Here is a 24,780-nt window from a genome sequence, read left to right as displayed (position 1 = left end):
CGGACACACCGGGGGCCAGCGGCAGGCTCCTACGCGCTGTCGTAACGTCGTGGAGGATGGTCTTCAGGCGTGCGGATCGAGAGGGGCTGAGCTCGGATGGAACTGACGGCGGAGCAGGCGGATCGAGCGGCGGGGGTGCTGCTGGGCACGGCGGCGGGCGATGCGCTCGGCGCGGGCTACGAGTTCACCCGGCCCGGTCCGAATGTCGTGATCGAGATGAAGGGCGGCGGGGCCTTCGACTGGGCGCCGGGGGAGTGGACCGATGACACCTCCATGGCCGTCGCGGTGGCGCGTGCGGCGGCCGAATCGGTGAACCTGCACGAGGAGCCCGGACTCGATGCGGTTGCCGCCGAATTCATCACCTGGTGGGATTCCAAGCCCGCCGATGTCGGCGCGCAGACCGGTCAGGTGCTGCAGTGGCGCAGCCCGACCGGCCGCCAGATGCAGATCCACGCGCACGAACTCGGTGGCCTCAAGGCCGGTAACGGGTCGCTCATGCGCACCGCCCCGGTGGCGCTGGCCTATCTCGACGACGAGGCGCACTGCGGTAAGGCCGCGGCGGTGGTCAGCTCCCTGACCCATTACGACATGCAGGCCATGCAGGCCTGCAAACTGTGGACCCTCGCCATCCGGCACGCGGTCCTCTACGGCAACTATGACGGTGTGCGGCAATCACTTTCGATGGTGGACGCCGGATTCTGGGGACCGCTGCTGGACAAGGCCGAAACTGGTACGCCCGAGGACTTCCCCAAGAACGGCTGGGTGGTGCACGCCCTGCAGACGGCCTGGTGGGCCATCACCCACACCGATTCCCTGCCCGCCGCACTGGAACTGGCGGTGCGCGCCGGCGGTGATACCGATACCACGGCCGCCATCGCCGGCGGGCTGCTGGGCGCGCGCTGGGGCGCCTCGGCCGTTCCGGAGCAGTGGCGGACCATGCTGCACGGGTATCCCGGATACCGGGCCGATGATCTGATGGCTCTCACCGAGCGCATCGTCACTCGCTGAGAGGCACTGTGATTCGCTGAAACCCTCAGTCGGGCAGGCGAACTACACCGTCGAGATAGCGGCGGCAGCGTCCGGCCAGCCGGACGCGGCTGCCCGCCAGGGTGCATCTGAGCGCACCGCCCCGTGCGGACAGCTGCCGGGCCGACATAGCATTGCGCCCGAGCTCACGACTCCACAGCGGTGTCAGTTGCGCATGGGCGGAACCGGTTACGGGGTCCTCGGGAATGCCCACACCCGGCGCGAAGACGCGGGAGACGAAGTCGACCTCGTCACCCGTCGCGGTGACGATGGCGGCTCTATTGAGCTTCGGGAAGGCCGAGAAGTTCGGATGTACTTCTCGCACTTCCGCTTCCGAGGTGAGCACCAGCACCACATCGGTTCCCTCGAAGGCGCGCAGCGGCCGCACACCCAGGGCCGCGGCGAGTGCGCGCGATACCTCGCCGTGCACATCGATCTCCACCGAGGCGACGGTCGGCAGATCCAGCACCAGATCATCGCGATCCCGGTCGACGCGCAACCAGCCACTGCGGGTGAAGAAGTGCACACGATCCGCGCCCGGATGCATATCGTCCAGAATCTGCGCGGCGGCGGCGAGGGTGGCATGCCCGCACAGCGCCACCTCGGTGGCCGGGGTGAACCAGCGCAGATGGAAGGCGGGCGAGTTGTCCGGCGGCGCACCGGCGTCCGGCGGTAGCGCGGAGGTGTAGAAGGCGGTCTCGGCGAGATTGTTCTCCTCGGCCAGGTGTTGCAGCAGCTCATCCGGCAGCCATGACAGCAGCGGCATCACGGCCGCCGGATTGCCCGAGAACGGTGCGTCGGCGAACGCGTCGATCTGGTGCAGCAGGACCTCCATGGGGGCCAAGGTACCCCTTCGGTCAAAGAACGTCCGGGACAAGGCAGTTCACCGGCGAGCCAAACCATGCGACCAGTTTGGATTTGACAGCGGCGGCGGCGCACCGGAGGGGTGCGCCGCCGCCGAAGTGCGGAATACCGCTGAGATCAGTCGTTTTCGCGGGAGGGGGTGGGCAGCAGATGCGCCTCACCGCCGTAGAACTTGGCGCTGAGCCACCACGCCACCTCCACCAATACCACACCGATCGCACCGCAGACGACGGCCGAGGTGGTGAGCGCGATATTGCTCGGATCGAGCTTGAAGAAGTGCCGTGTGAACGGCACCGCGAACAGAATCAGGTAGCCGGCAACGGAACCCGCGACCAGCAGCAGCTTCCACCAGTTCCACGGCCGCGCCACAATGGCCAGCACCCACACCGCGATGATCAGCAGGGTGATGAGCGCGGTGGTGCCCGCCTGCACCTTCGCGGTGTCTCCGGCATCCGGTCCCTTGTAGGCGATCAGGTACGAGATGAAGGTCATCACGCCGATCACCAGACCGGACGGAATCGCCAATCGCATGACGCGCCCGACGAATCCGGTGCGCGCGCGTTCATTGTTCGGCGCCAGCGACAGGATGAACGCCGGAATGCCGATGGTGAACCAGGCCGCGATCGTCACATGCCGTGGCAGGAACGGATATCCGATCGCCTTGTAGTGGAAGATCTGCGAGCCGATGCCCGCGATGCCGACCAGGAAGGCCAGCACCACCGAGTACACGGTCTTGGTCAGGAACAGATTGGAGACCCGCTCGATATTGCCGATCACCCGCCGGCCCTCGCCGACCACATACGGCAGGGTCGCGAACCTGTTGTCCAGCAGCACGATCTGCGCCACCGAACGGGTGGCCGGGCTGCCCGAGCCCATGGCGACGCCGATATCGGCATCCTTGAGCGCGAGCACATCGTTCACGCCGTCACCGGTCATGGCGACGGTGTGCCCGCGCGATTGCAGAGCGGAGACCATGGCGCGCTTCTGATCCGGGCGCACGCGGCCGAAGACGGTCTTGCTCTCCAGCACATCGGCGAGCTCGTTCTGATCGGTGGGCAGCGTGCGGGCATCCACGGCATCGTCACCGCCGGCCAGCCCGAGAGACGCGGCCACCGCGCCGACGGAGACGGCATTGTCACCGGAGATGACCTTGGTGGCGACATGCTGGGATTCGAAGTACTCGATGGTTTCCTTGGCATCGGGACGTACCCGCTGCTCCAGCACCACCAGTGCCGCGGGCGTCACCTCACCGGGCGCATCGGCGGCGTCCACCGGCCGGTCACTGCTGGCCAGCAGCAGCACCCGCAGGCCTTTCGCGCCGATTTCCTGTGCGACAGCGGCGGTTTCGGATTCCGGGTCCAGCAGGACATCGGGCGCGCCGAGCAGCCAGTTGCCGTGCTCGCCGTAGGACGCGCCGCTCCACTTCTTGGCGGAGGAGAACGGTGCGAGCCCGGTCTGCTTCCAGCCCGGGGTGTCCGGCAGCGCCTCGGCAATGGCCGCGACGCTGGCATTCGGCCGCGGATCGCCGCCCGCCAGGGCTGCCAGGACCTGCTTCAATTCCGCTTCGCGGTCGGCGGATTCGTCACCGACGGCGCGAATCTCGCTCAGCCGCATACCGTTTTCGGTGAGCGTGCCGGTCTTGTCGGCGCACACCACATCCACCCGGGCCAGTCCCTCGATGGCGGGCAGCTCCTGCACCAGGCACTGCCGCCGCCCGAGCCGGACCACGCCGACCGCGAAGGCGATGGAGGTCATCAGCACCAGGCCCTCGGGCACCATGGGCACCAGCGCCGCCACCATGCCGTTGACGGCGGGCCGCCAGGACTCCTTGCTGGAGACCAGCTGGTTGTAGATGGACAGCAGTCCCGCCGGAATCAGCAGGTAGGTGATGACTCGCAGAATGGTGTCGATACCGCTGCGCAGTTCGGATTTCACCAGGGTGAACTTGCTGGCCTCATCGGCGAGCTTGGCGGCATAGGCGTCCTTGCCGACCTTGGTGGCCCGGTACGCGCCGCTGCCGGAGACCACGAAGCTGCCCGACATGATCTGTGCGCCAACAGTTTTGTCGATGGGGTCGGCCTCGCCGGTGAGCAGCGACTCGTCGACCTCGAGCAGCTCGCACTCCACCGCCTCGCCGTCCACCACGATCTGATCGCCGGGTCCGAGCTCGATAATGTCGTCGAGCACGATCTCCTGCGGGGCGACCGCCTGCGTTCTGCCCTCGCGGCGCACCACCGGCTGCGCCTGTCCGACGATCGCGAGTTCGTCGAGCGTCTTCTTGGCGCGCAGCTCCTGAATGATGCCGATCCCGCTGTTGGCGATGATCAGCAGGCCGAACATGCCGTCGATGAGCGATCCGGTGGCGATCACCAGAACGAACAGCACGCCGAGCAGGGCGTTGATGCGCGTGAAGATATTGGCCTTGACGATGTCTCGCACCGAACGGCTGGCCCGCTCCGGCACATCATTGGTGAGTCCGTCGCGGCGACGCTGCTCGACCTCTGCCGAGGTGAGTCCGGTCGCGGGTTTCTCATCCTGCGCGGTGATCGACATGGTTCACAGCCTAGATGTTTGCTATCCGGTAGCCCGGTTTTCCCAGGTGGGCACCGCGCGCGTCGGAGAGGGTGAGTTATAAGGCCAATATCCGATAGTCGCCTGGTCGTTGCGCGGGCTAACGTTGAACGGTGTCAGACTCACCCGCCGCCACCGTGACTTCGCGAACCGGGCGGCGCTCCGGCCGGGAGGTGGGTGTGGCATTCGGTGCGAGCGCCTTCTTCGTCTGGGGCATGTTCCCGGCCTTCTTCGGACTGCTGACCTTCGCCACCCCGGCCGAGGTGCTGGCCGAGCGAATTCTCTGGACCCTGGTCGTCTCGCTGGCGCTGCTGCTGGTGACCGGCAGGATCCGCGAATTGCGCGGTATCGACGCCCGCACCTGGCGGCTGGCCGCGGCGGCCTCGCTGGCGCTGTCGATCAACTGGGGCGTCTACGTCTACGGCGTCATGTCCGAGCAGGTGGTGCAGTGCGCCCTGGGCTACTTCATCAACCCGCTGGTGACAGTCGCGTTCGGCGTCCTCATCTTTCGCGAGCGACTGCGCCGAGTGCAGTGGCTCGCACTGGCTTTGGGCGCCACCGCCGTCATCGTCCTCACTATCGACTACGGCCGCCCACCGTGGATCGCCCTCATCCTGGCGTGCTCCTTCGCGACTTACGGCCTGATCAAAAAGGTCATCCGCCTCGACGCCCTCCCCGGCCTGGCCGCCGAAGGCATCTCCGCCGCCCCCTTCGCGGCCATCGCGGTAGTCGTCCTGGCTCTGACCGGTCACGCCACCTTCGGCTCCACCCCCGCGCACTCCGCCCTGCTCATGATCACCGGCCCGGTAACCCTCGTCCCGCTGCTCTTCTTCGCCCTCGCGGCCCCCCGAGTCCCCCTGTCCACCATGGGAATCCTGCAATACCTCACCCCCGCCCTCCAGCTCACCTGGGGCGTGGCGGTTGTCCACGAACCCATGCCCGCCTCCCGCTGGGCAGGCTTCGCCCTGATCTGGCTCGCCCTGGCCATCTTCACCCTCGACGCCCTCCGCCGCTCTCGCCCGAAGCCGGGCGCTTAGGCCCGCCGAAAGGGCCGGGATCGACGGTCGCCGCCCAACCCCTGCCTCTCCGTCGGCGTCGCACTGCCCTTCGCCGAGTTCAGCTGTGGCACAGGAGAATCAGCCCCTCGTACCCTTGAGTCCAGCCAAGGGAGCGACCGGTGAAACACTTTCTGTTCCTGATCCTGGCGATCCTCGTCATCGCCTCGACCTACGACTACGCCAGATCCGCGGGCCACTACCCCCTCGTAGTCGCAGTAGGCGTCCTGGCCACCCTCCAACTGGCCATGAAGTCGATCAAGTAGTGAATCCACTGTGGTCCGACAACTTCGAGTCCGCGCCCGGCCGTCGTAGACCTCCGTGCTCGATTCGGTGCAGCATGCGCTCGACCGTGCCGCAGTGCGATAGGCGATAACGGCGGGCAGGATGATCAGCAGCAGCACGCGCAGCGCTACCACCGCACCGGCGACGGCCAGGTAGCCCGGGCCCATGCCGCCGGGCGAACCGAACCCGTGTCGCTCCGACAATGCCGCCAAGATCGCACGCAGGACCAGGTACAGCACGACCAGTACCACCGGTATGCGCATCAGCCGCCATCCGGCGAGCAGTTGCGCGGTGTCAGGTCGTTTCATCGCGCCAGCTCCGGTCCCGATGTGAGAAAGGCGAGCAGTAGCGCGTTTCCGATCACCCCGCCGGTGGCGAACCGCAGCCGGGCTCCGCTGCGCAGGGGCAGGCCGACGAGGTCGGCGGTGCGGAACAGGCGGGTGAAGAGGTCGCGGTGGCCGAAGGCGCGGGCCGGGGCGAGTGCGAAGCTGGTGGCGGAGACGGATATTCCGAGGATTACGGGGCCGCTGTCGATATCTCCGGCGCCGTTGTGGCCGCCGCCGTACTCGTGGATCGCGCTGAAGCCGAGGATGCCGCGCTCCTGGTGGAACAATCCGGTCGCCAGCTCGCCGGCGAGCGCCCGGTCCGCGAATCCGGCGAAGTAGGCCGCGAGTCCGGTTCCCGAGGCGCGTGGTGCGTCGTGTGCGTGCGCGTCGGTGCCCATGCGCTGCACCACCAGCCCCGTGCCCGGATCGATCTGTACCGCGCGCACCTGCTGCGCCCAGTGCGCGAGCACCGCCGAGTGATCGATGCCGGTCGAGCGTCCGTGCACCGCTATCGCCGCGGCGACGGCGGCCACATCGGTCGGATAAGCCTCTCCGGGAAGGGTTTCCAGCAATCCGGTCGGCGAGGCGAGCAACTGCCGCTCGAAGGCGGCGACGATCGCGTCCTGCTGTGCTGCCAGGCCGGGCGGAAAGGCCGGATCGACCAGCCGGGCCATCCCGAGCGCGAGCGCGGGATACGAGAGATAAGCGTGCGCACGCGGATTACTCAGATCGGCCGACCCGTCCTCGCCGTGCCAAGCCGCGGTGAATTCGGCGCGCATCTCCGGCAGCAGACTCTTCGCCGCCGCCCGAGTCACGATGGGCGCGTACCGGTCCCGCCACTCCGGATGCGCCAAACACACCTGCGCCAGCCCCAGCGCCGTCATCTGATGCGCGAGCAACCCCCACATCCCGTCGAATTCCGCCCCCGCCCCCGTGGCCCTCTTACGATCGTCCTCCGCCTCGAACGCCACCATTTCCTCGGCAAGCCCCCGCACCCGCCCCGAATCCCCCTCGAACCACCCCTCGGCCTCCCGCCCACACCACCACCTCGGCAACAACCCCACAACCAGCCCCGCCACCACCACCCCAGCCAAGATCACGAAAAACCGCCGAACCCCACCTGATCGGCGCCCCACGCCGTTCGAACTCCCCATCCCCCGAACGTACCTCCCCACCCCACCCCGCACCTTGAGAGAACCGCCCCCACCCCTCGCCCCCCAGCTGCGCACCCTGAATACCCTGCGCAGAAGGAGTTTTCACATCAACAAGAACAAATCCGCCCCACCTCGAACGCCCCTCTACCCGAATCCCCCTCGCGCACCGGTGAATTGGCCTCGACCGGGCTCTGATCGTGGCGACACGCCGAGAAAGCCACCATCAGAGCCCGGTCGGTGCGGGGGAGCCTCGAGGCTGCCAGGTCTAGATGATGTTGGCGGCGATCAGGAGGGTCCAGATCTCGCCCTGGTCGACGACTGTTACGCCGAGCTTTTCGGCTTTGGTCAGTTTGCTTTCGCCGACTCCCGCGCCGGTGATGAGCAGGTCGGTGTTCGCCGAGACCGAGGATGCTGCTGTGGCGCCGGCCTTTTCGCACAGGCGCTGGAAGGTCGGGCGGGCCACCTTTTCGCCGGAGCGGGGGTCGCTGATGGCGCCGGTGATCACCACCGACTTGCCCTCCAGGGGTGCGCCGGCCGCGATGACCGGGGGGAGATCCTCCTCGCGCACGTCCAGGGAGACGCCCGCCTCGCGCAGGCGCTCGAGTTCCGGGCGCAGGCGGGTGAGGTGGGCGACCAGGGAGGCGGCGACCTTCGGGCCGATATCCTCCACGGCCACCAGCTTTTCCTCGCCGGCGTCGGCGACCTCCTCGAGGGAGCCGAATCCGGCGCGGGCCAGGCGGGCGGCGGTGCCGTCGGAGGCCATCGGGATCGCCAGGCCGATCAGCGCGCGGCGCAGGCCGACCTCGCGGCTGGCATCGATCGAATCGATCATGCGCGTGGCCGAGACCTCGCCCATGCGGTCGAATTCGAGCAGGCGGTCCTTGGTCAGCGTGTAGAAGTCCGACGGGTTCTCCAGAATCCCCGCCTCGGCCAGGCGCTCGATCCACACCCCGCCGATGGCATCGATATCCGCCGCCGCGCGCGAGGCCCAGTGGATCAGCCTGCGCACCGTCTGCGCGGGGCAGGAGACGTTGGTGCAGAACAGTTCTCGGCTATTGCCCTGCTCGGTGACCGGCTGCCCGCAGGAGGGGCAGACGGTGGGCGGCACGATCTCGCGCTCCTCGCCGGTGCGCTTGGAGGCATCCAGCACACCCGCGACGAACGGGATCACATCGCCCGCGCGGCGCACCAGCACGGTGTCACCGACCCGGACATCGCGGGCGCGGATCACCTCCTGATTGGCCAGTGTCGCCTTCGTGACCGTGGTGCCGCCCACGAACACCGGCTCCAGCCAGGCGACCGGGACGATCTTGCCCGTCTTGCCGACATCCCAGACCACATCGGCCAGCAGCGTGGTCTTCTCCTCGGCGGCGAATTTGAACGCCAGCGCGCCACGCGGGGAGTTCGACCGAATTCCGGCCGCCGCGTAGGCATCTCGATCGGCCAGCCGCAGCACCGCGCCGTCGAGGTCGTAGTCCAGATCATTGCGACCCTGCTCGATCGCGGTGATCGCCGCCTGCGCCTGCTCGGCATCGGCGCACAGCCGCATCTGCGCGCCCGCGACCCCCAGCGCCCGCAGACCCTCGCCGAGATCGACCGCCGCACCGCCGTCCGAGGTATCGAGATCGAAGCCGAAGAATTGCAGCCGCCGCTCGGAGACCGTGGCCGGATCCTTGGCCCGCAGCGTGCCCGCCGCGGCATTGCGCGGATTGATCAGCGGCTTGTCCGGATGCGCCGTGTTGTAGGCGACGAAGGTCGAACGCAGCATGACCGCCTCGCCGCGCACCTCCACCCGCCCCGGGACGTCGATCCGCTCGGGGACGCCGTCCACCAGGGCGCGCACCAGCATGGTCACATCGTCACCGGTGGTGCCGTCACCCCGGGTGATGGCGCGCACCAGCCGCCCGTCCTCGTAGACCAGGGCCAGGGACAGGCCGTCGAGCTTCGGCATCACCACCACCGACTGGCCGGGGAAGCGGCCGAAGAACGCCGCGACCTGCTCCGGCTTGGTCGACTTCTCGAGCGACAGCATCGGGCGCGAGTGCCGGATCGGGGCGTGCAGCACCGCGGGCGCGCCGACCTGCTCCAGCGGATTAGGATCCGGTGCGAGCTCCGGGTGCGCCTCGATCAGACCGCGTAGCTCGTCCTCGATCGCGTCGTACTCGGCGTCCGCGACCAGCGGCGCGCCCTGGTAGTAGCCGTCGCGCAGCGCCACGATGCGGTCCGCGAGCTCTTGGATGTGTTCCCCAGTTTCCACAGCACCGACGCTACCGATACCCACTGACACCCGTGTGGACTGACGCTGCTGCCGGTCGGCTGTGTTCGGGCAGCACCGTGAAATGCCGGACCGTGCCCGAGAGCCCGGGAAGTTCGGCGGTCGGCGTCCAGGTGCGGAAATTGTCGTGGCTGTCGCTGTAGAGATACTCGCCGTCGTCATAGGCGTCGAAGTAGATCCGCCACCCGCCACCGGGCAGCGGTATGACGCACTGGCCCTCCCGCGGTGATCCCCACCCGGCCCAATCCCCGGTCTGCACAAAGGAATACCGCCCGCGCAGCTGATCCGAAACGGCGAGTTCGACGAACTTGGTCTGCTCGTCCTTGGTGAAGGCGTAGTACTGCCCACGATGCAGCACCACGGTCGTATCGATATAGCCGTATCCGGTATCGGACTTCGGCCCGAGTCCCACCATCGGGGTCAGCGGCGTCCACGATCGCAGCCCGGGATCGGTGGCGGTCATCAGATGCGGAGTGAAGCGAACCCCGTCCGACAGCGAGACCAGCACATTGACTTCACCATTCGAGTCGACGAACCATTCCGGCGCCCACGTCGAGGTCACGCCCGGCACATCGACCTGATACTCGTCCAGGTGCGTCCAGGTGACCCGATCATCACTGCGCGCGAATCCGATGGTCTGCCCCTCCCACCCCGTCGTATAGGTGAGGTAGTAGCGCCCGTCGGTATGCAGGATCAGGCTCGGATCCCGCAGCAGTCCGCTCGGCGGCTGGTACGCGGATCCCCGCAGCAGCTGAAAGTTGGTCGCATCGGTGGATTCGTACACATACAGATCGGATTCACTGGCATTGGTGAACGCCGTCATCGTGTACCGCACAGTTGCCCGCCCCGGCTGCGTCAGCCCCGGATCGCCCATCGCCCGCCCGGCAGCCAGCCCCAACAGCGGCGCACTCCCGGCCAGAGCCAGCACAAATCTTCGACTTACCGCCATCCGCCGAATTATCCCTGCTCATTCGCCGCAAAGTAGCCGACACACCGATCGGTGTACCGGTCGGTGATGTCACGCACGGCATTCCGCATCCCCTCATCGAATGCGGAATGCCGGCGGGGCGTCGTCGGCGAGCCGAGGATTACTGGGTTCGGGGCTTCAGGGCCTGTTCGACGAACTGATTCGTATAGGTCGCGTTCAGGTCGATGCGGTCGCGTACCGGCTGCACATTGCGCGAGTACCGGCCCAGGATGCGCAGGACATTCTCGGCGCCTTCCTGTTTCATGAGTCCGTCGCCGTTGAACATGCTGATGGAATCGCGCACAGATTGGACGTAGAGCTTCGGGTCGCCGCCCGCGTACTGCGAGGGCATTTTCGCCGCGATCTCCTCGGGGGTGTGGGTTTTGATCCACTGCAGGGTCTGCACGAACGAGGTGACCAGCTTCTGCACGATCTCCGGGTGGCTGTCCACGGTCTCGCACCGCATGTACAGGGAGGCAGCGGGATACAGGCCGCCCAGGGCTGCGCGGGTGCCCTCTTCATTGCGCATATCGACGAGTACCCGGGCATCGCCCGAGCTGACCATCTTGGCGACGGTCGGATCGGTGGTCATGCCCGCATCGATGCCATTGTGATTCATTCCGGCGATGAAGGTCTGTCCCGCACCGACTTTCACTCGGGTGTAGTCGGAGGTGCCCAGCCCTTCCTGTCCGGCCAGGGCCTGGGTGAGGAAATCGGTGGACGACCCCAGTGAGGTGACGCCGAGATTGCGGCCCCGGAAGTCCTTGGGGGAGCGGATGGTTGCCGCATCCGAGGTGGAGACCAACTCCACTTCGCCGGGCACATCGGCGAATTGCACGACCGTCCGCAGGCATTGATCCTTGGCCTGCAGATCGATGGTGTGGTCGTAGAAACCGACCACGGCCTGCACATCGCCGGTGAGCAGCGCGGTTTCGGCCGTCGCACCGGACTGTTCGCCCAGCAGCTGCACATCGATGTCATTGCGTTCGAAATTGCCCAGCTTCTGAGTGAGCATGGCGGGCAGGTAGATCACCTTCTCCAGCCCGCCGACCATAATCGTCAGCTGCGGCCGCCCGTTCGCGACGGGAATGGACCGGGAGTCGCGACAGCCGGTCACCAGCAGGAGCGAGGCGACGGCGAGCAGTACGAGCGCGAGGGTTCTGCGATGTCTCATGCTCACACCCCGTGACCCGAAGCAGCCTGCGACGGACGCCATTTCAGCAGCCGGTTCTCGGCCAGCCCGATCAGCCATTCGGCCACCAGCGCCACCACGGTGATGACGATCATGCCCGCATAGATCCCGGCCGCGTCGAAGGTGCCCTGCGCATTGGAGATGAGCAGGCCCAAACCCTTGCTGGCGCCGGCGTATTCACCGACCACCGCACCGATGAGCGCGAAACCGAAGGCCGTGTGCAGGCTGGACAGAATCCAGGTGGTGGCGCTCGGCAGCACGATGGAGGTCAGCACCTGACGCTTGGACGCGCCCAGGATGCGCGCATTGTTGATGACATTGCCGTCCACCTCACGCGCGCCGGTGAAGGCATTGAAGAACACCGCGAAGAACACCAGCACCACGACGGTCGCCACCTTGGAACTGAGCCCCAGCCCGAACCAGATGATGAACAGCGATGCCAGCACAATGCGCGGAACGGCATTGAGCGCCTTGATGAACGGCGCGAGCACCTCGGCCCAGTATCGGCTACGACCCAGCAGTACACCCAGCACCACACCGGCTACGGTGCCGATGACGAAGCCGAGCACCGCCTCCTGCACGGTGGTGAAAAGCTGAAGCCAGATGGACCCGAATTGTGTTCCGTCGGTGAACCATTCGTAGAGCCGATCCCAGATGAGCGAGGGCTTGGAGTAGAAGAACGGATCGATCCACAGCGAAGCGGTCAACTCCCATGAACCCAGCCACAGCGCGATCAGCAGCACCCGAAGCCCCCAGGTGCGGATCTTCTCCCTGCGCGCCTGTGTGCGGACCCGCGCGAGAATCTGCGCCTCGGTCTCGAATTCCGGTGTGAAGGTGGCGGTGTGCGATACGACATCAAGCGACACGGGAGGCTCCCTTACTACGAGCTGCCTCGACCTCATCGCGCAGCGTTTCCCAGATTTCCTTGTAGAGGTCGCGGAATTCCTCGGTGAGACGAACCTCCTCGACATTGCGCGGCCGTTCGAGAGTGACCGCGAAGTCGCCGCACACGGTGGCGGGGGAGGCCGTCATGACGACCACCCGATCGGCGAGCGAAATCGCCTCTTCCAGATCGTGAGTTACGAAGATGACCGCCGCATCGGTCCCGGACCACACCCGCAGCAGCTCGTCCTGCATGAGCTGCCGGGTCTGCACATCGAGCGCGCTGAACGGCTCGTCCATGAGGATGATCTCGGGGTTGTTGACCAGCGTCTGCGCCAGCGAAACCCGTTTGCGCATACCGCCGGAGAGCTGATACGGGTAGTAACCCTCGAACCCGCCGAGGCCGACCGTGCGCACCCATTCGGCGGCCCGCGCCCGCGCCTGCTTCTTCGGCACGCCCCGGAAGTGCGGTCCCAGAGCGACATTGTCGAGCACGCTCTTCCACGGCAGCACGGCGTCCTGCTGGAACATGTAGCCGACGCCGTCCGGAATGCCGCGCACATCCGCGCCGCGCACCAGGGTGCGTCCGGCCGAGGCGGGTTCGAGTCCGGAGACCAGGGAGAGGGTGGTCGATTTGCCGCAGCCGGTCGGTCCGACCACGGCGACGAACTCGCCGGGGGCGACCGTGAAGTTCAGATCGCGCACCGCGGTGTGAATGCCGCCGTTGGCGCCCGGAAAGCGCTTGGTCGCGCCTCTCAGTTCGATCAATGGCTCGCCGCGGTCGAGGGGCGGTGGGGTCATCGCTTGCTCCTGCTTTCGTGCCGCTCGAGGTGTGTGCTGCGGCATTGGAGAGAAGCTACGTGGCGGCGGTCACACCCCATGTGGTTGTGCGCGCTACCCGCACAAGCGGCGATTCGCCCGTTTTGCGCATTCTGCTCAGGCGTTTGCGGGCCGTTCTCTACACTGTGGCCCGTGTTCTCGCTCGGCCCCCGCTCGGTTCGCCTCCGGACCCAGATCGTGCTGTTGCAGGTCGCGGTGGTCGGTGTGACCGTCGGCCTGGCCTTCGGCGTGTTCGCCTATATCGGCAATCAGCGATTGTCCGGCGAATACGGTGAGCGCGCCCTCGCGATCGCCCGCACCGTCGCCTCCGAACCCGATGTGCGCGCCGAGGTCGAGCACTACGCCGACTTCTCGCTGCAACCCGGGCCGCGGCTGCGGAGCGATCTCGCCGACGGCCCGCTGCAGCGCATCGCCGCGGACGCCCGGCTGCGCACCAGTGCATTGTTCGTGGTCATCACCGATGACGCGGGTCTGCGCCTGGCGCATCCGGAGCGTGCCCGGCTCGGCGAAATGGTCAGCACCGACCCTTCCAAAGCGCTGGCGGGCGGCGAGGTGGTCATTCGCGAACACGGCACCCTCGGCGAATCGGTGCGCGCCAAAGTGCCGGTGCTGCAACCCGGTACCGGCCGCGTGGTCGGTGAGGTCAGTGTCGGCATCTCGACCGCGGCGGTGCGCGAACAGCTGCTGCGCGACCTCCGCCGATCCGGGCTGCTGATCGCCGGGGCGCTGTGTGCGGGCATTGCCGGATCGGTATTGCTGGCACGTCGCTGGCATGGTCTGACATTGGGTCTGGAACCCGCTGAATTGGCGGAACTGGTACGCGAACAGGATGCCGTCCTGCACGGCATCGGCGAGGGCGTGGTCGCCGCCGATACCGCCTGGCGCGTCACCGTCATCAATGACGAAGCCCGCCGGCTGCTCGGCATCGAGGCCGCCCCCGGCCGCGATATCGACGACCTCGGACTGACTCCGCGTGTGCTGGAGGCGTTCCGCGCCGCCGACGGCCGGCTGGTGCAGGCGGCGGTGGGCGAGCGCATCGTGGTGGTGACCGCCCGCAGCGTGCTCCGCGACGGCCGCCCCCTCGGTGCGGTACTGAGCGTCCGCGACCGCACCGACGTGGAATCCCTGACCCGCCAACTGGATGCGGTCCGCTCGCTGAGCGCCGTACTGCGCGCCCAGCGCCACGAATTCGCCAATCGCCTGCACCTGCTGAACGGACTGCTGCACACCGGCCGTCCCGACGAGGCCTCCCACCTGCTCGCCGAGCTCCTGGGCTCCGGCCCCCTCGGCGCCGTCCTGCCCGGCATCGATGCCGTGACCGACCCCTACCTGCAAGCCTTCCTCGCCGCCAAGGCCGCCCACGCCCGCGAACAGGGCGTCCGCCTCCGCCTCGGCCCCAACACCTGGGTACACGCGAATCTCGCAGCCCCCGTGGATGTCACGACCGTCCTCGGCAACCTCCTCGACAACGCCATCGAAGCCGCCCGCCTCGGCGCGGCCGAGCATGTCGCCGCCGGGGGCGCGAACCCCACGATTGCCGCGAGCGTAGAGCCCGTTGCACCCGGTAATGCCGAGCCCGCTGCACACCGTGATGCCGAGCCCGCTGCACACCGTGATGCCGAGCCCGCTGCACGTCGTGATGCTGAGCCCGCTGTGGGCGGAGATGCCGAGCCCGCGCGCGGTGGGTTTGAGTCCGCTACTGGCGGCGATGCTGCCCCCGCTGTGGTGGAGCTGGAGTTGGTGCAGGAGGGGGAGACGCTGCATATCGCGGTCGCCGACAGTGGGGGCGGGGTGGCGGCCGAACTGGTGGATTCGGTGTTCGCGGAAGGGGTTTCGACCCGTGCCGGGGAGGGTGTGCCGGGCGGGCGCGGGGTGGGACTGGCATTGTCGCGGCAGGTGGCGAGGGCGCGCGGCGGTGATGTCCTGCTGGGCGATCCGGGCGGTGCGGCGGATCGGGACTTGGCGCCCGAGAAGGCTTTGCGGGGAGCGGAATTCATTGCCCGGTTGCCGGGTGTGCTGACAGAGGGAGAGCCCGCGTGGGCGCTGGAGAGCTGAATGTGCTGGTGGTCGACGACGACTTCCGGGTGGCCAATCTGCATGCCGGAATCGTCTCGGCGCTACCGGGTTTCACCGTCGGCACGGTCGCGAATACGCTCGCCGCCGCACGCGCGGCCATTGCCGCGACGACCTTCGATCTGGCGCTGGTCGATGTCTATCTCCCCGACGGCTCCGGGGTCGATCTGGTCCGCGAGATCCGCTTCGACGCCATGATGCTCACCGCCGCAATCGAATCCGAGACCGTCCGGGCCGCGCTGTCCGCGGGCGCCCTCGGCTACCTGGTGAAGCCCTTCGATCACGCCGCCCTGGCGGCCCGCCTGGCCGGATACGCCCGCTACCGGCGAATCCTGTCGGCGCCGGAGATCGCCTCCGCGGACGTGGACGCCGCCCTACTGGCACTGCGCCAGACGACCGCCACCGGCGCGGCGGCGCAGCCCGCCGCGCTCGCCTCGCCCACGAAAGATCTGGTGCTGCAGGCTGTTCGCCGCGCCGACGCCCCCATGTCCGCCGCCCAGGTGGCCCTCGCCATCGGCATCTCCCGCGCCACCGCCCAGCGCTACCTCGCCGCGCTGGTGGGCGCCGGCGGCCTGCGCATGCAATTGCGCTACGGCAGCACCGGCCGCCCCGAACAGGAGTACTCCGCCGGACCCACCCGCTGAGCGTCGCCGCCGGTGATCGCCGTGCCGGGCACTGTGACCCCCGCCACTAGGATATTGGCGAATCGGCGGATATGTGGCTAGCGTCGAAGGGGTGGCGATGCTCCTGTCGGCCGACTTGCACCGGTCCAGGGTCGGGATCGTCACTCACACAGGAGAATTCCCATAACTATTCAGTTCAACCACACCATTGTCGGATGCAAGGCCAATCGGGAGACCGCCGAATTCTGGGCGGAGATCCTCGGATTGGAGGTGGGGGCCGAGTGGGGACCGTTCATACCGCTGCACGTCGGGAACGGTGTCACCTTCGATTTCGCGAATGTTCCGCCGGATCTCCCCGGTGGCATACACCCCACGCACTACGCCTTCCTGGTCTCCGAGGACGAATTCGATGCGTCCTATAAGAAGATCATGGACTACCGGATCACCTATTGGGCCGATCCGCACGGCCGGGCCGAAGGCGAGATCAACCACAATGACGGTGGCCGCGGCATCTACTTCCAGGATCCCAACGGCCACTATATGGAGCTGATCACCGTCCCGTACGGTGGCTGGCCGCAGCGGTAGACGCCCGATGCTGCACTGGGCGTGCGCTTGTCACGCCGAAGTGACCACGCCCAGTGACAGCGCACCCATGAATTTCGGCGTCCCCTTCTCATAGAACCGATCGACCGCGCGCACCTCGAAGCCCGCGTCCTCGATCAGCCCGCGAATATCGCGATCCAGATGACAGCCGCCGAACAGCGTCTTCTGCACCGGATTCAACCGGCGCTGCCACACCTGCACCCCGGGATCCGGCGCCAGCCCGTGCTCGACGAAATGAAATGTCCCGCCCGGCGCCAGTACTCGGCGAATCTCGGACAGGGCCGCCTGCACATCGGGAATGGTGCACAGTGTCCAGGTGGACAGCGCCGAATCGAAACTATTGTCCTCGAACGGCAATGCCTGCCCGTCCAATCCCGCCCGCTCGACCGGAACGGCGGACGCCGCGATCCGCTCGCTCGCCATTGTCCAGCCCAGTCCCACCGGTTCGACCGCGCTCACCGACTTCACCACGGCGGGATAGAACGGCACATTGCGCCCGGATCCGAAGCCGATCTCGACCACGCGCCCGCTGAGCCCGGCGCAGACGCGTTTGCGCACCGGATCCAGGAACTTCGCGCCGCAGGACAGATCGATGATCCGGGGCAGCACCTGATTCTCGTAGATTCCCACGTCACCACTCTTTCAATGAATTACCGGGTGCGCCAGCGACTACCGCGGCGGGAAACGCTTGGTCAGCCACGCGGTGACATAACTCAGCACCTGCGGGTCGATGGTCGTCTCGATGGTGGCGTACTCGCTGGGCAGCCCCGTATTCGCGGGCTGCATCAGGTGATTGAGCCCGTCGAAGACCTGCACGGTGGCATCCGGATCGGCGCCCAGCAGACTGCGCATCGGCCCCTCGCTCTGCCCCGCCGGAACCTGTAGATCCTTGGTCCCGTACATGGCCAGCACCGGAATGCGCAGCGCCGAAAGCGCCGGCGCCGGATCGTAATTGATGAGCGCCGCCATATACGGCGTCACCAGGGTGTCGATGGTCTCGCCCGAAGCCCGCTGATCGGCGGGCAGGCTGTCATTGTGCTGCTGCGCATAGATTTTCGCGGCGCCCAGGTCGCCATTGCGAATAATGCTGGTCAGCCCCGAGATATAGCCGACCTGCGCGGCCACGGCTTCGGGCGAGGCGCCCGATGCGGTCAGGATCAGCCGATTCTGTTCCAGCAGCACATCCGCACCGGACACCGCCGGTCCGGCCTGCAGAATCGCGAAGGCCACACCGCTGTCGGGCCGCGAGGCATACAGCGGCGCGAGATATCCGCCCTCGCTGTGCCCCAGCAAACCGATGCGTGTGCCGTCGATATCCGAACGCCCGTGCAGGAATGCCACACCCGCGCCGATATCGTCGGTCAGATCCTGATAGCTGGAGGCGGCGAGATCCCCGCCGGTGCCGCCGACCCCGCGATCGTCGGTGCGCAGCACCGCATATCCGGCCCGGGTCAGGGTGTCCGCCCACAGCAGGAACGGCTTGTGCCCCAGGATTTCCTCATTGCGATCCTGCGCCCCGCTGCCGGTGATGAGCAGCACCGCCGGATGCGGCCCGCCGGTCTGCGGCTCGGTCAGCGTGCCCGCGATGGTGATGCTCCCGCTGCGGTAGCTGACATCCTCGGACTTGTACGGCCACGGCGGCTTCGGCTCCTGCGGCCGTGCCAACCCGGCCACCTGCCCCCGGGTCAGCGTCAGCGGCAAGGTTTTCCCGGACTGCGTGAAGTCGCCCTTGATACTGTCCGAGGCCTTGTCGTACTTCCCCTTGAACACCGGCTGCCCGGGAAATTCCGGGATCGAGAACTCGACCTGATCCACGTCATTGCGTACCGCGCTCAGCTGTTTGTGCGAGACGTTCTGCGCCGGAACCTCGATCGAGCCCTTGCCGTCGGTGGTGAAGTTGACGCCGATCGCCAGCGGCTGACCGGGCACTTCGATATTTCCGTGCCAATCTCCGGTCACGTACGTCGGCGCCGGCGCGGTACTCGAGCAGCCCGCGACCGCGAGCACGACCACAACGAACAGGCCCAGCGAAAGCGACCGCAGTACGCGCATCTTCCGAGCGTACGCGCGGGTAACACCGGCATTACCGATTCGACACCGTAAATAACCACTGGACCCTGGCCGGTAACTCTCGTGGTCATCCCATTGCCCTCGGTGATGCGCGCCTCGTACCTTGGATCCGTGAGCAATGTCGCTACCGCCCCGGCGCTCGCGGATCTACCCACCGGTGTGGGCGGGTTCGCGACCCCCGAATTCGGGCCCCTGGTACGTACTTTCGCGCGAATGATGGGCGGTCACCCGGGCGCCGGCGGTGCGCTCTCGGTGCACCTGCACGGCGTGCCGCTGGTCGATGCCTGGATCGGTGACGCCGCGCCCGCCACCGCGTGGGGCGCCGATACCGGCGCCGTGGTCTTCTCCGCCACCAAAGGCATTGCGGCCACGGTGATTCACCGTCTCGCCGACCGCGGTCTGCTCGACTACGACACCCCGGTCGCCGCCTACTGGCCCGAATTCGCGGCCAATGGCAAGGAGCGAATCACGGTGCGGCAGCTGCTGTCCCACCGCGCGGGCCTGTCCGGCCTGCCGGAGATCGCCCGCGGCCTGGACGATATTCTCGACCACCGCCTGATGGAGCAGCGCCTCGCCGCCGCGAAACCCGATCACCTGCTGAACATTCCGACCTATCACGCCCTGACCTTCGGCTGGCTGCTGGCCGGTCTGGCCCGCGCCGTCACCGGCCGGGGCATGGCGGAGCTGTTCCGCACCGAGATCGCCGAACCGCTCGGCACCGACGGCATCCACCTGGGCCGCCCGCCGGCCGGAGCCGCCACCACCGCGGCCGAATTGCAGGGCAGTCGCCTGGCCGCCGTGGGCACCACCTACGTCTCCCTGTTCCTGGGCCGGGCCTACGGTCTGCCCGGCGCGCTGGGCGCGGCGACCCGCGCCCTGTTCCTGCCGGGCCTCGAGGAGTTCGTCGACGGTGACAACCCGCCGATCCTGGAGACCGAACTCCCCGCGGGCAATGGCGTCTGCACCGCCAGCGGTCTGGCCACCCTCTACGGCGCGCTGGCCAATGGCGGTATGAGCAACGGCCACCGCTTCCTGTCGCCGCAGACCATCAAGACCATGCGGCATATCGAGACCTACCGACTCGATCACGCGCTCTTCTATTTCCCCATGCTCTGGCATATGGGCTACCACTCGCTGCCGATGCCGGGCGCCCGCGCCGGTTTCGGCCATATCGGCCTGGGCGGTTCCTTCGGCTGGGCCGACCCGCAGCAGGGACTTTCCATCGGATTCGTCCATAATCGGCTGTCGCTGGCCGCCCTCACCTCCGATCAGATCGCCTCGGCCTGGGTGCTGCCGCTGGCGATCCGGGGCGCCCGCGCGACACGCCGCACCACCGCAGTACCGAGCCGCCGCGCGGCCTGAGCCGGGGGCGCGGCAGACTGGGGTCGTGTCTGGACTACCTCTCGGTGCTGTGATCTGTGCCTTCGTGGCGGCCCTGCTGTTCGCGGTCTCCGCCGTGGCGCAGCAGCAGGCCGCCTCCGAAGTGCCCGACGGCGATGCCCTCCTGCGCTCGCTCATCCGCAGCCCGCGGTGGTGGGCCGGAATGATCGGCGACGGAGGCGGATTCGCCTTCCAGGTCGCGGCGCTGGCCATGGGGTCGGTGCTCATCGTGCAGCCGATCCTGGTGAGCGCCCTGGTTTTCGCGCTGCCGCTGGCCGCGCGCTACAGCGGCCGCAAGACCACCCCGGCCATGTGGCTGACGGCACTGGCGCTGTCGATGGCGCTGGCCGTCTTCCTCATTGTGGGCGATCCCACCCCGGGCCTCACCCATGCCCGGCTGCACCGCTGGGTGCTGCCGCTGCTGGTGATCTTCCTGCTGGTCGCGGCGGCGCTGGTGGTCTCCCGCATGGCGAAAACCTCTGCGCTGCGCGCACTTATGCTCGGTGCGGCGGGCGGCACCCTGGTGGGCGTCTCGGCGGCGCTGACCGAGTACGTGACCCAGCTGTTCGAGCGGAGCGTCGGCCACGCCCTCACCAGCTGGGAGCTGTACCTGCTGATCGCCACCGGACTCTGCGGCGTCTATCTCCAGCAGGTCGGCTATCAGGCCGGTTCGCTGGCGGCCTGCCTCCCCGCCTTTACAGTCGCCGAACCGCTGGTCGCGGCTTTCGTCGGCATCACCGTGCTCGATGAGCGGCTGCGAAGCGGACCGATCGGCACGGTGTTTGTCCTGATTGCCGTGGTCACCATGTGTGTCGCCGCCGTGGTACTGTCCCGCGCTCAAGTGGGCGACCCGCTCGAAAACCTCGATCCGGAGCCGGTTTCCCAGCGCTCGCAGTGAACTCCACCACGACACGCAAAGTCGCCACGCCGCCCGCGGAAGCTGTTGTCGGTGCCAGGACCTAACATGTGTCTTCGTGTCGGGATCATTCGTTCACCTCCATAACCACACCGAGTACTCGATGCTCGATGGCGCGGCGAAGATCACGCCACTGTTCAAAGAGGCGCAACGGCTGGACATGACCGCCGTCGGCATGACCGACCACGGAAACATGTACGGCGCTTCGGAGTTCTACAACTCCGCCAAGAAGCAGGGCATCAAGCCGATCATCGGCATCGAGGCCTACATCGCGCCCGAGTCCCGCTTCAACACCAAGCGTGTGCGCTGGGGCGACCCGTCGCAGAAGAGCGATGACATCTCCGGTTCGGGCGCCTACACCCATATGACCATGGTCGCGGAGAACGCGACCGGTCTGCGGAACCTCTTCAAACTGTCCTCGCTGGCCTCGATCGAGGGCCAGCTCGGCAAGTGGGCGCGTATGGACGCCGACATCATCGCCGAGCACGCGGCGGGCATCATCGCCACCACCGGCTGCCCCTCCGGCGAGGTGCAGACGCGTCTGCGCCTGGGCCAGGAGCGCGAGGCGCTGGAGGCTGCGGCGAAGTGGCAGGAGATCTTCGGCCCGGAGAACTTCTTCCTCGAGGTCATGGACCACGGCCTGTCCATCGAGACCCGGGTCCGCGAGGGTCTGCTCATGGTCGGCCGCGAGCTGGGCATCCCGCCGCTGGCCACCAACGACTGCCACTACGTGCACGAAACAGACTCCGCCAACCATGAAGCGCTGCTGTGCATCCAGACCGGTAAGACGCTCTCCGATCCCACCCGGTTCAAGTTCGACGGCAGCGGCTACTACCTCAAGTCCGCCGCGGAGATGCGCGCCATCTGGGACGCGGAAGTCCCTGGGGCCTGCGACAATACGGTCCTCATCGGTGAGCGCGTGCAGTCCTACGACGAGGTGTGGGAGCACCGCGACCGCATGCCCATCTTCCCGGTGCCCGAGGGCGAGACCCAGGGCAGCTGGCTGCGGCACGAGGTCATGAAGGGCCTGGATCGCCGGTTCCCGAGAGGTATTCCGCCGGAGTACATTCCGCGTGCCGACTTCGAGCTCGACGTCATTATCGAAATGGGCTTCCCGGCCTACTTCCTCATCGTCGCCGACCTCATCACCTATGCCCGCTCGGTCGGCATCCACGTCGGACCGGGCCGTGGTTCGGCCGCCGGTTCGCTGGTCGCCTACTCCATGGGCATCACCAATATCGACCCGATTCCGCACGGGCTGCTCTTCGAGCGCTTCCTCAATCCCGAGCGCGTATCCATGCCCGATATCGATATCGACTTCGATGATCGCCGCCGCGGTGAAATGGTCCGCTACGCCACCGATAAGTGGGGCAGCGACCGGGTCGCGCAGGTCATCACCTTCGGTACCATTAAAACCAAAGCGGCGCTGAAGGATTCGGCCCGCGTGCAGTTCGGCCAGCCGGGTTTCGCCATCGCGGACCAGATTTCGAAGGCGCTGCCGCCGCCGATCATGGCCAAGGACATTCCGCTCTCGGGCATCATGGATCCCGAGCACGAGCGGTACAAAGAGGCCGCCGAGGTCCGGGAGCTCATCAATACCAACCCGGATGTCAACAAGATCTACGAGACCGCCCGCGGCCTCGAGGGCCTGATCCGCAATGCCGGCGTGCACGCCTGCGCGGTCATCATGTCCAGCGAGCCGCTCACCGACGCGATCCCGGTCTGGAAGCGCGCGCAGGACGGCGCCATCATCACCGGCTGGGATTACCCGTCGTGTGAGGCCATCGGCCTGTTGAAGATGGACTTCCTGGGCCTGCGCAACCTCACCGTCATCGGTGACGCGCTGGTCAATATGAAGAACAACCGCGGCATCGATCTCGACCTGGACACGCTGCCGCTGGAAGATGCGCCGACCTACGAATTGCTCGCGCGCGGTGACACTCTCGGTGTCTTCCAGCTCGACGGCGGCGCCATGCGCGATCTGCTGCGCCGCATGCAGCCCACCGGCTTCGACGATATCGTCGCCGTGCTCGCGCTGTACCGCCCCGGCCCCATGGGCATGAACGCCCACAACGACTACGCCGACCGTAAGAATGGGCGGCAAGAGGTCAAGCCCATCCATCCGGAGCTCGAAGAGCCCCTGAAGGTCATTCTGGGCGATACCTACGGCCTGATCGTCTATCAGGAACAGATCATGCAGATCGCGCAGAAGGTCGCCGGGTACTCCCTCGGCCGAGCCGATATTCTGCGCCGCGCCATGGGTAAGAAGAAGGCCTCGGTCCTGGAGGCCGAATTCGAGGGCTTCGAAGCGGGCATGCTGGCCAATGGCTTCTCCAAGCCGGCCATCAAGGCGCTGTGGGACACCATTCTTCCGTTCGCCGGTTACGCGTTCAATAAATCGCATGCCGCCGGCTACGGCCTGGTCTCCTTCTGGACCGCGTACCTCAAGGCCAACTATCCGGCCGAGTACATGGCCGGTCTGCTCACCTCCGTCGGTGACGACAAGGACAAGGCCGCCATCTATCTGGCCGACTGCCGCCGCCTCGGCATCCAGGTGCTGCCGCCCGATGTCAACGAGTCCGAGGTCGAATTCGCTTCCGTCGGCGGCGATATCCGCTTCGGTATGGGCGCGGTCCGCAATGTGGGCGCGGCCGTGGTGGGTTCGATCATCACCGCGCGCAAGGAGAAGTCGAAGTTCACCGATTTCTCCGACTACCTGAACAAGGTCGATGCCGCCGCCTGCTCCAAGAAGGTCATCGAATCTCTCATCAAGGCAGGCGCTTTCGACTCGCTCGGGCATCCGCGCAAGGGCCTGCTGCTGATCCACTCCGATGCCATCGACGCGGTCATGTCCACCAAGAAGGCCGAGGCCATCGGCCAGTTCGACCTCTTCGGCGGCTTGGACGACGATGACTCGATGGCGAGCGTCTTCAATGTGAAGGTGCCCGACGAGGAGTGGGAGACCAAGCACAAGCTGGCCCTCGAGCGGGAAATGCTGGGCCTGTACGTCTCCGGGCATCCGCTCAACGGCGTCGAGCATGTGCTTGCGGCACAGTCGGATACACAGATCCCGACCATTCTGGAAGGTGACGTCAAGGACGGCCAGCAGGTCACCATCGGCGGCATCTTCGCCAGCGTCACCCGCCGCGTCAACAAGAACGGCCTGGCGTGGGCCTCGGCGCAGCTCGAGGACCTCAGCGGTGGTATCGAGGTGCTGTTCTTCCCGCAGTCCTATTCGGTCTACGGCATGGATGTCACCGAGGACGCCATCGTCCTGGTCAAGGCCCGCGTCTCCGCGCGCGACGACCGCATCTCGCTGATCGCGAACGACCTTATCGTGCCGGATCTTTCGTCCATCGGCGTGGACAAGCCGATGTCGGTGATCATCCCGACCCGGCTGTGCACCCCGGACAAGATCGGCGCGCTCAAGCGGGTCCTGAGTAGCCATCCCGGCACCGCCGACGTCCACATCCGGCACGTCGGCTCCCGCGAGCGCACCACCCTCCTGAAGGTCGCGGACAACCTGCGAGTGTCGCCGTCCTCGGCCTTGATGGGCGACCTCAAGGCGTTGCTCGGCCCCGGCTGCCTCGCGGGCTAGCCTGCCCGACGTTCGCCGGTCCCAGCGGTAGGGTTTGCCGATAGACGCCCTTCGTCATCCCGGCGTGTTCGTGGCCGGGA

At 67.0% G+C, this 24,780-nt stretch carries 19 protein-coding genes; 9 read left to right on the top strand and 10 right to left on the bottom strand.

Annotated features, from left to right (window positions below; translation table 11 throughout):
* Positions 1-96: 96 nt before the first annotated feature.
* Positions 97-1,008, top strand: a complete 912-nt coding sequence (locus OG326_RS32450) for an ADP-ribosylglycohydrolase family protein (RefSeq protein WP_327140934.1) — start codon at positions 97-99, stop codon at positions 1,006-1,008.
* Between the two features lie 25 nt (positions 1,009-1,033).
* Here OG326_RS32450 and OG326_RS32445 read toward each other — a convergent pair whose 3' ends face one another.
* Complete coding sequence (locus OG326_RS32445) at positions 1,034-1,861, bottom strand: PhzF family phenazine biosynthesis protein (protein WP_327140933.1); 828 nt, start codon at positions 1,859-1,861, stop codon at positions 1,034-1,036.
* Between the two features lie 146 nt (positions 1,862-2,007).
* Positions 2,008-4,443: a cation-translocating P-type ATPase gene (locus OG326_RS32440; RefSeq protein ID WP_327140932.1), complete on the bottom strand. Its 2,436-nt coding sequence runs from the start codon at positions 4,441-4,443 to the stop codon at positions 2,008-2,010.
* A 155-nt stretch (positions 4,444-4,598) separates the two neighbouring features.
* Between OG326_RS32440 and rarD the strand changes: the two genes are divergently transcribed.
* Positions 4,599-5,498: an EamA family transporter RarD gene (gene rarD, locus OG326_RS32435; protein ID WP_327146644.1), complete on the top strand. Its 900-nt coding sequence runs from the start codon at positions 4,599-4,601 to the stop codon at positions 5,496-5,498.
* Between the two features lie 140 nt (positions 5,499-5,638).
* On the top strand, positions 5,639-5,782 hold the full coding sequence (locus OG326_RS32430; protein ID WP_327140931.1) for a hypothetical protein: 144 nt from the start codon (positions 5,639-5,641) through the stop codon (positions 5,780-5,782).
* A 323-nt stretch (positions 5,783-6,105) separates the two neighbouring features.
* On the opposite strand, the gene OG326_RS32425 is transcribed toward OG326_RS32430, so the two are convergent.
* The 6 genes from OG326_RS32425 to OG326_RS32400 form a co-directional block, all read right to left on the bottom strand.
* On the bottom strand, positions 6,106-7,227 hold the full coding sequence (locus OG326_RS32425) for a hypothetical protein (protein ID WP_327140930.1): 1,122 nt from the start codon (positions 7,225-7,227) through the stop codon (positions 6,106-6,108).
* A 319-nt stretch (positions 7,228-7,546) separates the two neighbouring features.
* Positions 7,547-9,538 carry an NAD-dependent DNA ligase LigA gene (gene ligA, locus OG326_RS32420; protein ID WP_327140929.1) on the bottom strand — a complete coding sequence of 664 codons (1,992 nt, stop codon included), beginning with the start codon at positions 9,536-9,538 and terminating at the stop codon, positions 7,547-7,549.
* 10 nt (positions 9,539-9,548) lie between these two features.
* Complete coding sequence (locus OG326_RS32415; RefSeq protein ID WP_327140928.1) at positions 9,549-10,505, bottom strand: glycoside hydrolase family 43 protein; 957 nt, start codon at positions 10,503-10,505, stop codon at positions 9,549-9,551.
* A 139-nt stretch (positions 10,506-10,644) separates the two neighbouring features.
* Positions 10,645-11,697 carry an ABC transporter substrate-binding protein gene (locus OG326_RS32410; protein ID WP_327140927.1) on the bottom strand — a complete coding sequence of 351 codons (1,053 nt, stop codon included), beginning with the start codon at positions 11,695-11,697 and terminating at the stop codon, positions 10,645-10,647.
* Positions 11,698-11,699: 2 nt separating this feature from the next.
* Positions 11,700-12,581, bottom strand: a complete 882-nt coding sequence (locus OG326_RS32405) for an ABC transporter permease (RefSeq protein ID WP_327140926.1) — start codon at positions 12,579-12,581, stop codon at positions 11,700-11,702.
* On the bottom strand, positions 12,571-13,398 hold the full coding sequence (locus tag OG326_RS32400) for an ABC transporter ATP-binding protein (RefSeq protein WP_327140925.1): 828 nt from the start codon (positions 13,396-13,398) through the stop codon (positions 12,571-12,573). The genes OG326_RS32405 and OG326_RS32400 overlap by 11 nt, the downstream gene beginning before the upstream one ends.
* Positions 13,399-13,569: 171 nt before the next feature.
* Here OG326_RS32400 and OG326_RS32395 point away from each other — a divergent pair, with 171 nt between their 5' ends.
* The 3 genes from OG326_RS32395 to OG326_RS32385 all read left to right on the top strand — a co-directional run bounded on the left by OG326_RS32395 (position 13,570) and on the right by OG326_RS32385 (position 16,718).
* Positions 13,570-15,492: a sensor histidine kinase gene (locus OG326_RS32395; RefSeq protein WP_327140924.1), complete on the top strand. Its 1,923-nt coding sequence runs from the start codon at positions 13,570-13,572 to the stop codon at positions 15,490-15,492.
* Positions 15,474-16,154 carry a response regulator gene (locus OG326_RS32390; RefSeq protein ID WP_327140923.1) on the top strand — a complete coding sequence of 227 codons (681 nt, stop codon included), beginning with the start codon at positions 15,474-15,476 and terminating at the stop codon, positions 16,152-16,154. The genes OG326_RS32395 and OG326_RS32390 overlap by 19 nt, the downstream gene beginning before the upstream one ends.
* Positions 16,155-16,310: 156 nt before the next feature.
* Positions 16,311-16,718, top strand: coding sequence for a VOC family protein (locus tag OG326_RS32385; RefSeq protein WP_442791070.1), 408 nt, complete (start codon positions 16,311-16,313; stop codon positions 16,716-16,718).
* 30 nt (positions 16,719-16,748) lie between these two features.
* Here the strand turns inward: OG326_RS32385 and OG326_RS32380 are convergent, their stop codons facing one another.
* Together OG326_RS32380 and OG326_RS32375 are read right to left on the bottom strand one after the other, a co-directional pair.
* On the bottom strand, positions 16,749-17,366 hold the full coding sequence (locus tag OG326_RS32380; protein WP_327140922.1) for a class I SAM-dependent methyltransferase: 618 nt from the start codon (positions 17,364-17,366) through the stop codon (positions 16,749-16,751).
* A gap of 39 nt (positions 17,367-17,405) precedes the next feature.
* On the bottom strand, positions 17,406-18,788 hold the full coding sequence (locus OG326_RS32375) for an alpha/beta hydrolase family protein (RefSeq protein WP_327140921.1): 1,383 nt from the start codon (positions 18,786-18,788) through the stop codon (positions 17,406-17,408).
* A gap of 129 nt (positions 18,789-18,917) precedes the next feature.
* Here OG326_RS32375 and OG326_RS32370 point away from each other — a divergent pair, with 129 nt between their 5' ends.
* The 3 genes from OG326_RS32370 to dnaE all read left to right on the top strand — a co-directional run bounded on the left by OG326_RS32370 (position 18,918) and on the right by dnaE (position 24,700).
* Entirely contained in the window at positions 18,918-20,168 is a 1,251-nt protein-coding gene (locus OG326_RS32370) for a serine hydrolase domain-containing protein (protein WP_327140920.1), read from the top strand.
* A gap of 25 nt (positions 20,169-20,193) precedes the next feature.
* A complete protein-coding gene (locus OG326_RS32365; protein WP_327140919.1) occupies positions 20,194-21,084 on the top strand; it encodes a DMT family transporter in 891 nt (296 codons plus the stop codon).
* 76 nt (positions 21,085-21,160) lie between these two features.
* The gene (dnaE, locus tag OG326_RS32360; protein ID WP_327140918.1) at positions 21,161-24,700 is read left to right on the top strand and encodes a DNA polymerase III subunit alpha; all 3,540 of its coding nucleotides are present in this window, start codon (positions 21,161-21,163) and stop codon (positions 24,698-24,700) included.
* Positions 24,701-24,780: the final 80 nt, after the last annotated feature.

This window comes from Nocardia sp. NBC_01327, assembly GCF_035958815.1.
GTDB lineage: Bacteria > Actinomycetota > Actinomycetes > Mycobacteriales > Mycobacteriaceae > Nocardia.
This window is presented reverse-complemented; position numbering and strand designations above follow the sequence as displayed.

Bases quoted from the DNA above. Each gene is read 5' to 3' on its own strand.
- OG326_RS32440 (WP_327140932.1), bottom strand. From the start codon at position 4,443: ATGTCGATCACCGCGCAGGATGAGAAACCCGCGACCGGACTCACCTCG.
- OG326_RS32450 (WP_327140934.1), top strand. From the start codon at position 97: ATGGAACTGACGGCGGAGCAGGCGGATCGAGCGGCGGGGGTGCTGCTG.
- OG326_RS32415 (WP_327140928.1), bottom strand. From the start codon at position 10,505: ATGGCGGTAAGTCGAAGATTTGTGCTGGCTCTGGCCGGGAGTGCGCCG.
- OG326_RS32400 (WP_327140925.1), bottom strand. From the start codon at position 13,398: ATGACCCCACCGCCCCTCGACCGCGGCGAGCCATTGATCGAACTGAGA.
- OG326_RS32445 (WP_327140933.1), bottom strand. From the start codon at position 1,861: ATGGAGGTCCTGCTGCACCAGATCGACGCGTTCGCCGACGCACCGTTC.
- OG326_RS32410 (WP_327140927.1), bottom strand. From the start codon at position 11,697: ATGAGACATCGCAGAACCCTCGCGCTCGTACTGCTCGCCGTCGCCTCG.
- OG326_RS32375 (WP_327140921.1), bottom strand. From the start codon at position 18,788: ATGCGCGTACTGCGGTCGCTTTCGCTGGGCCTGTTCGTTGTGGTCGTG.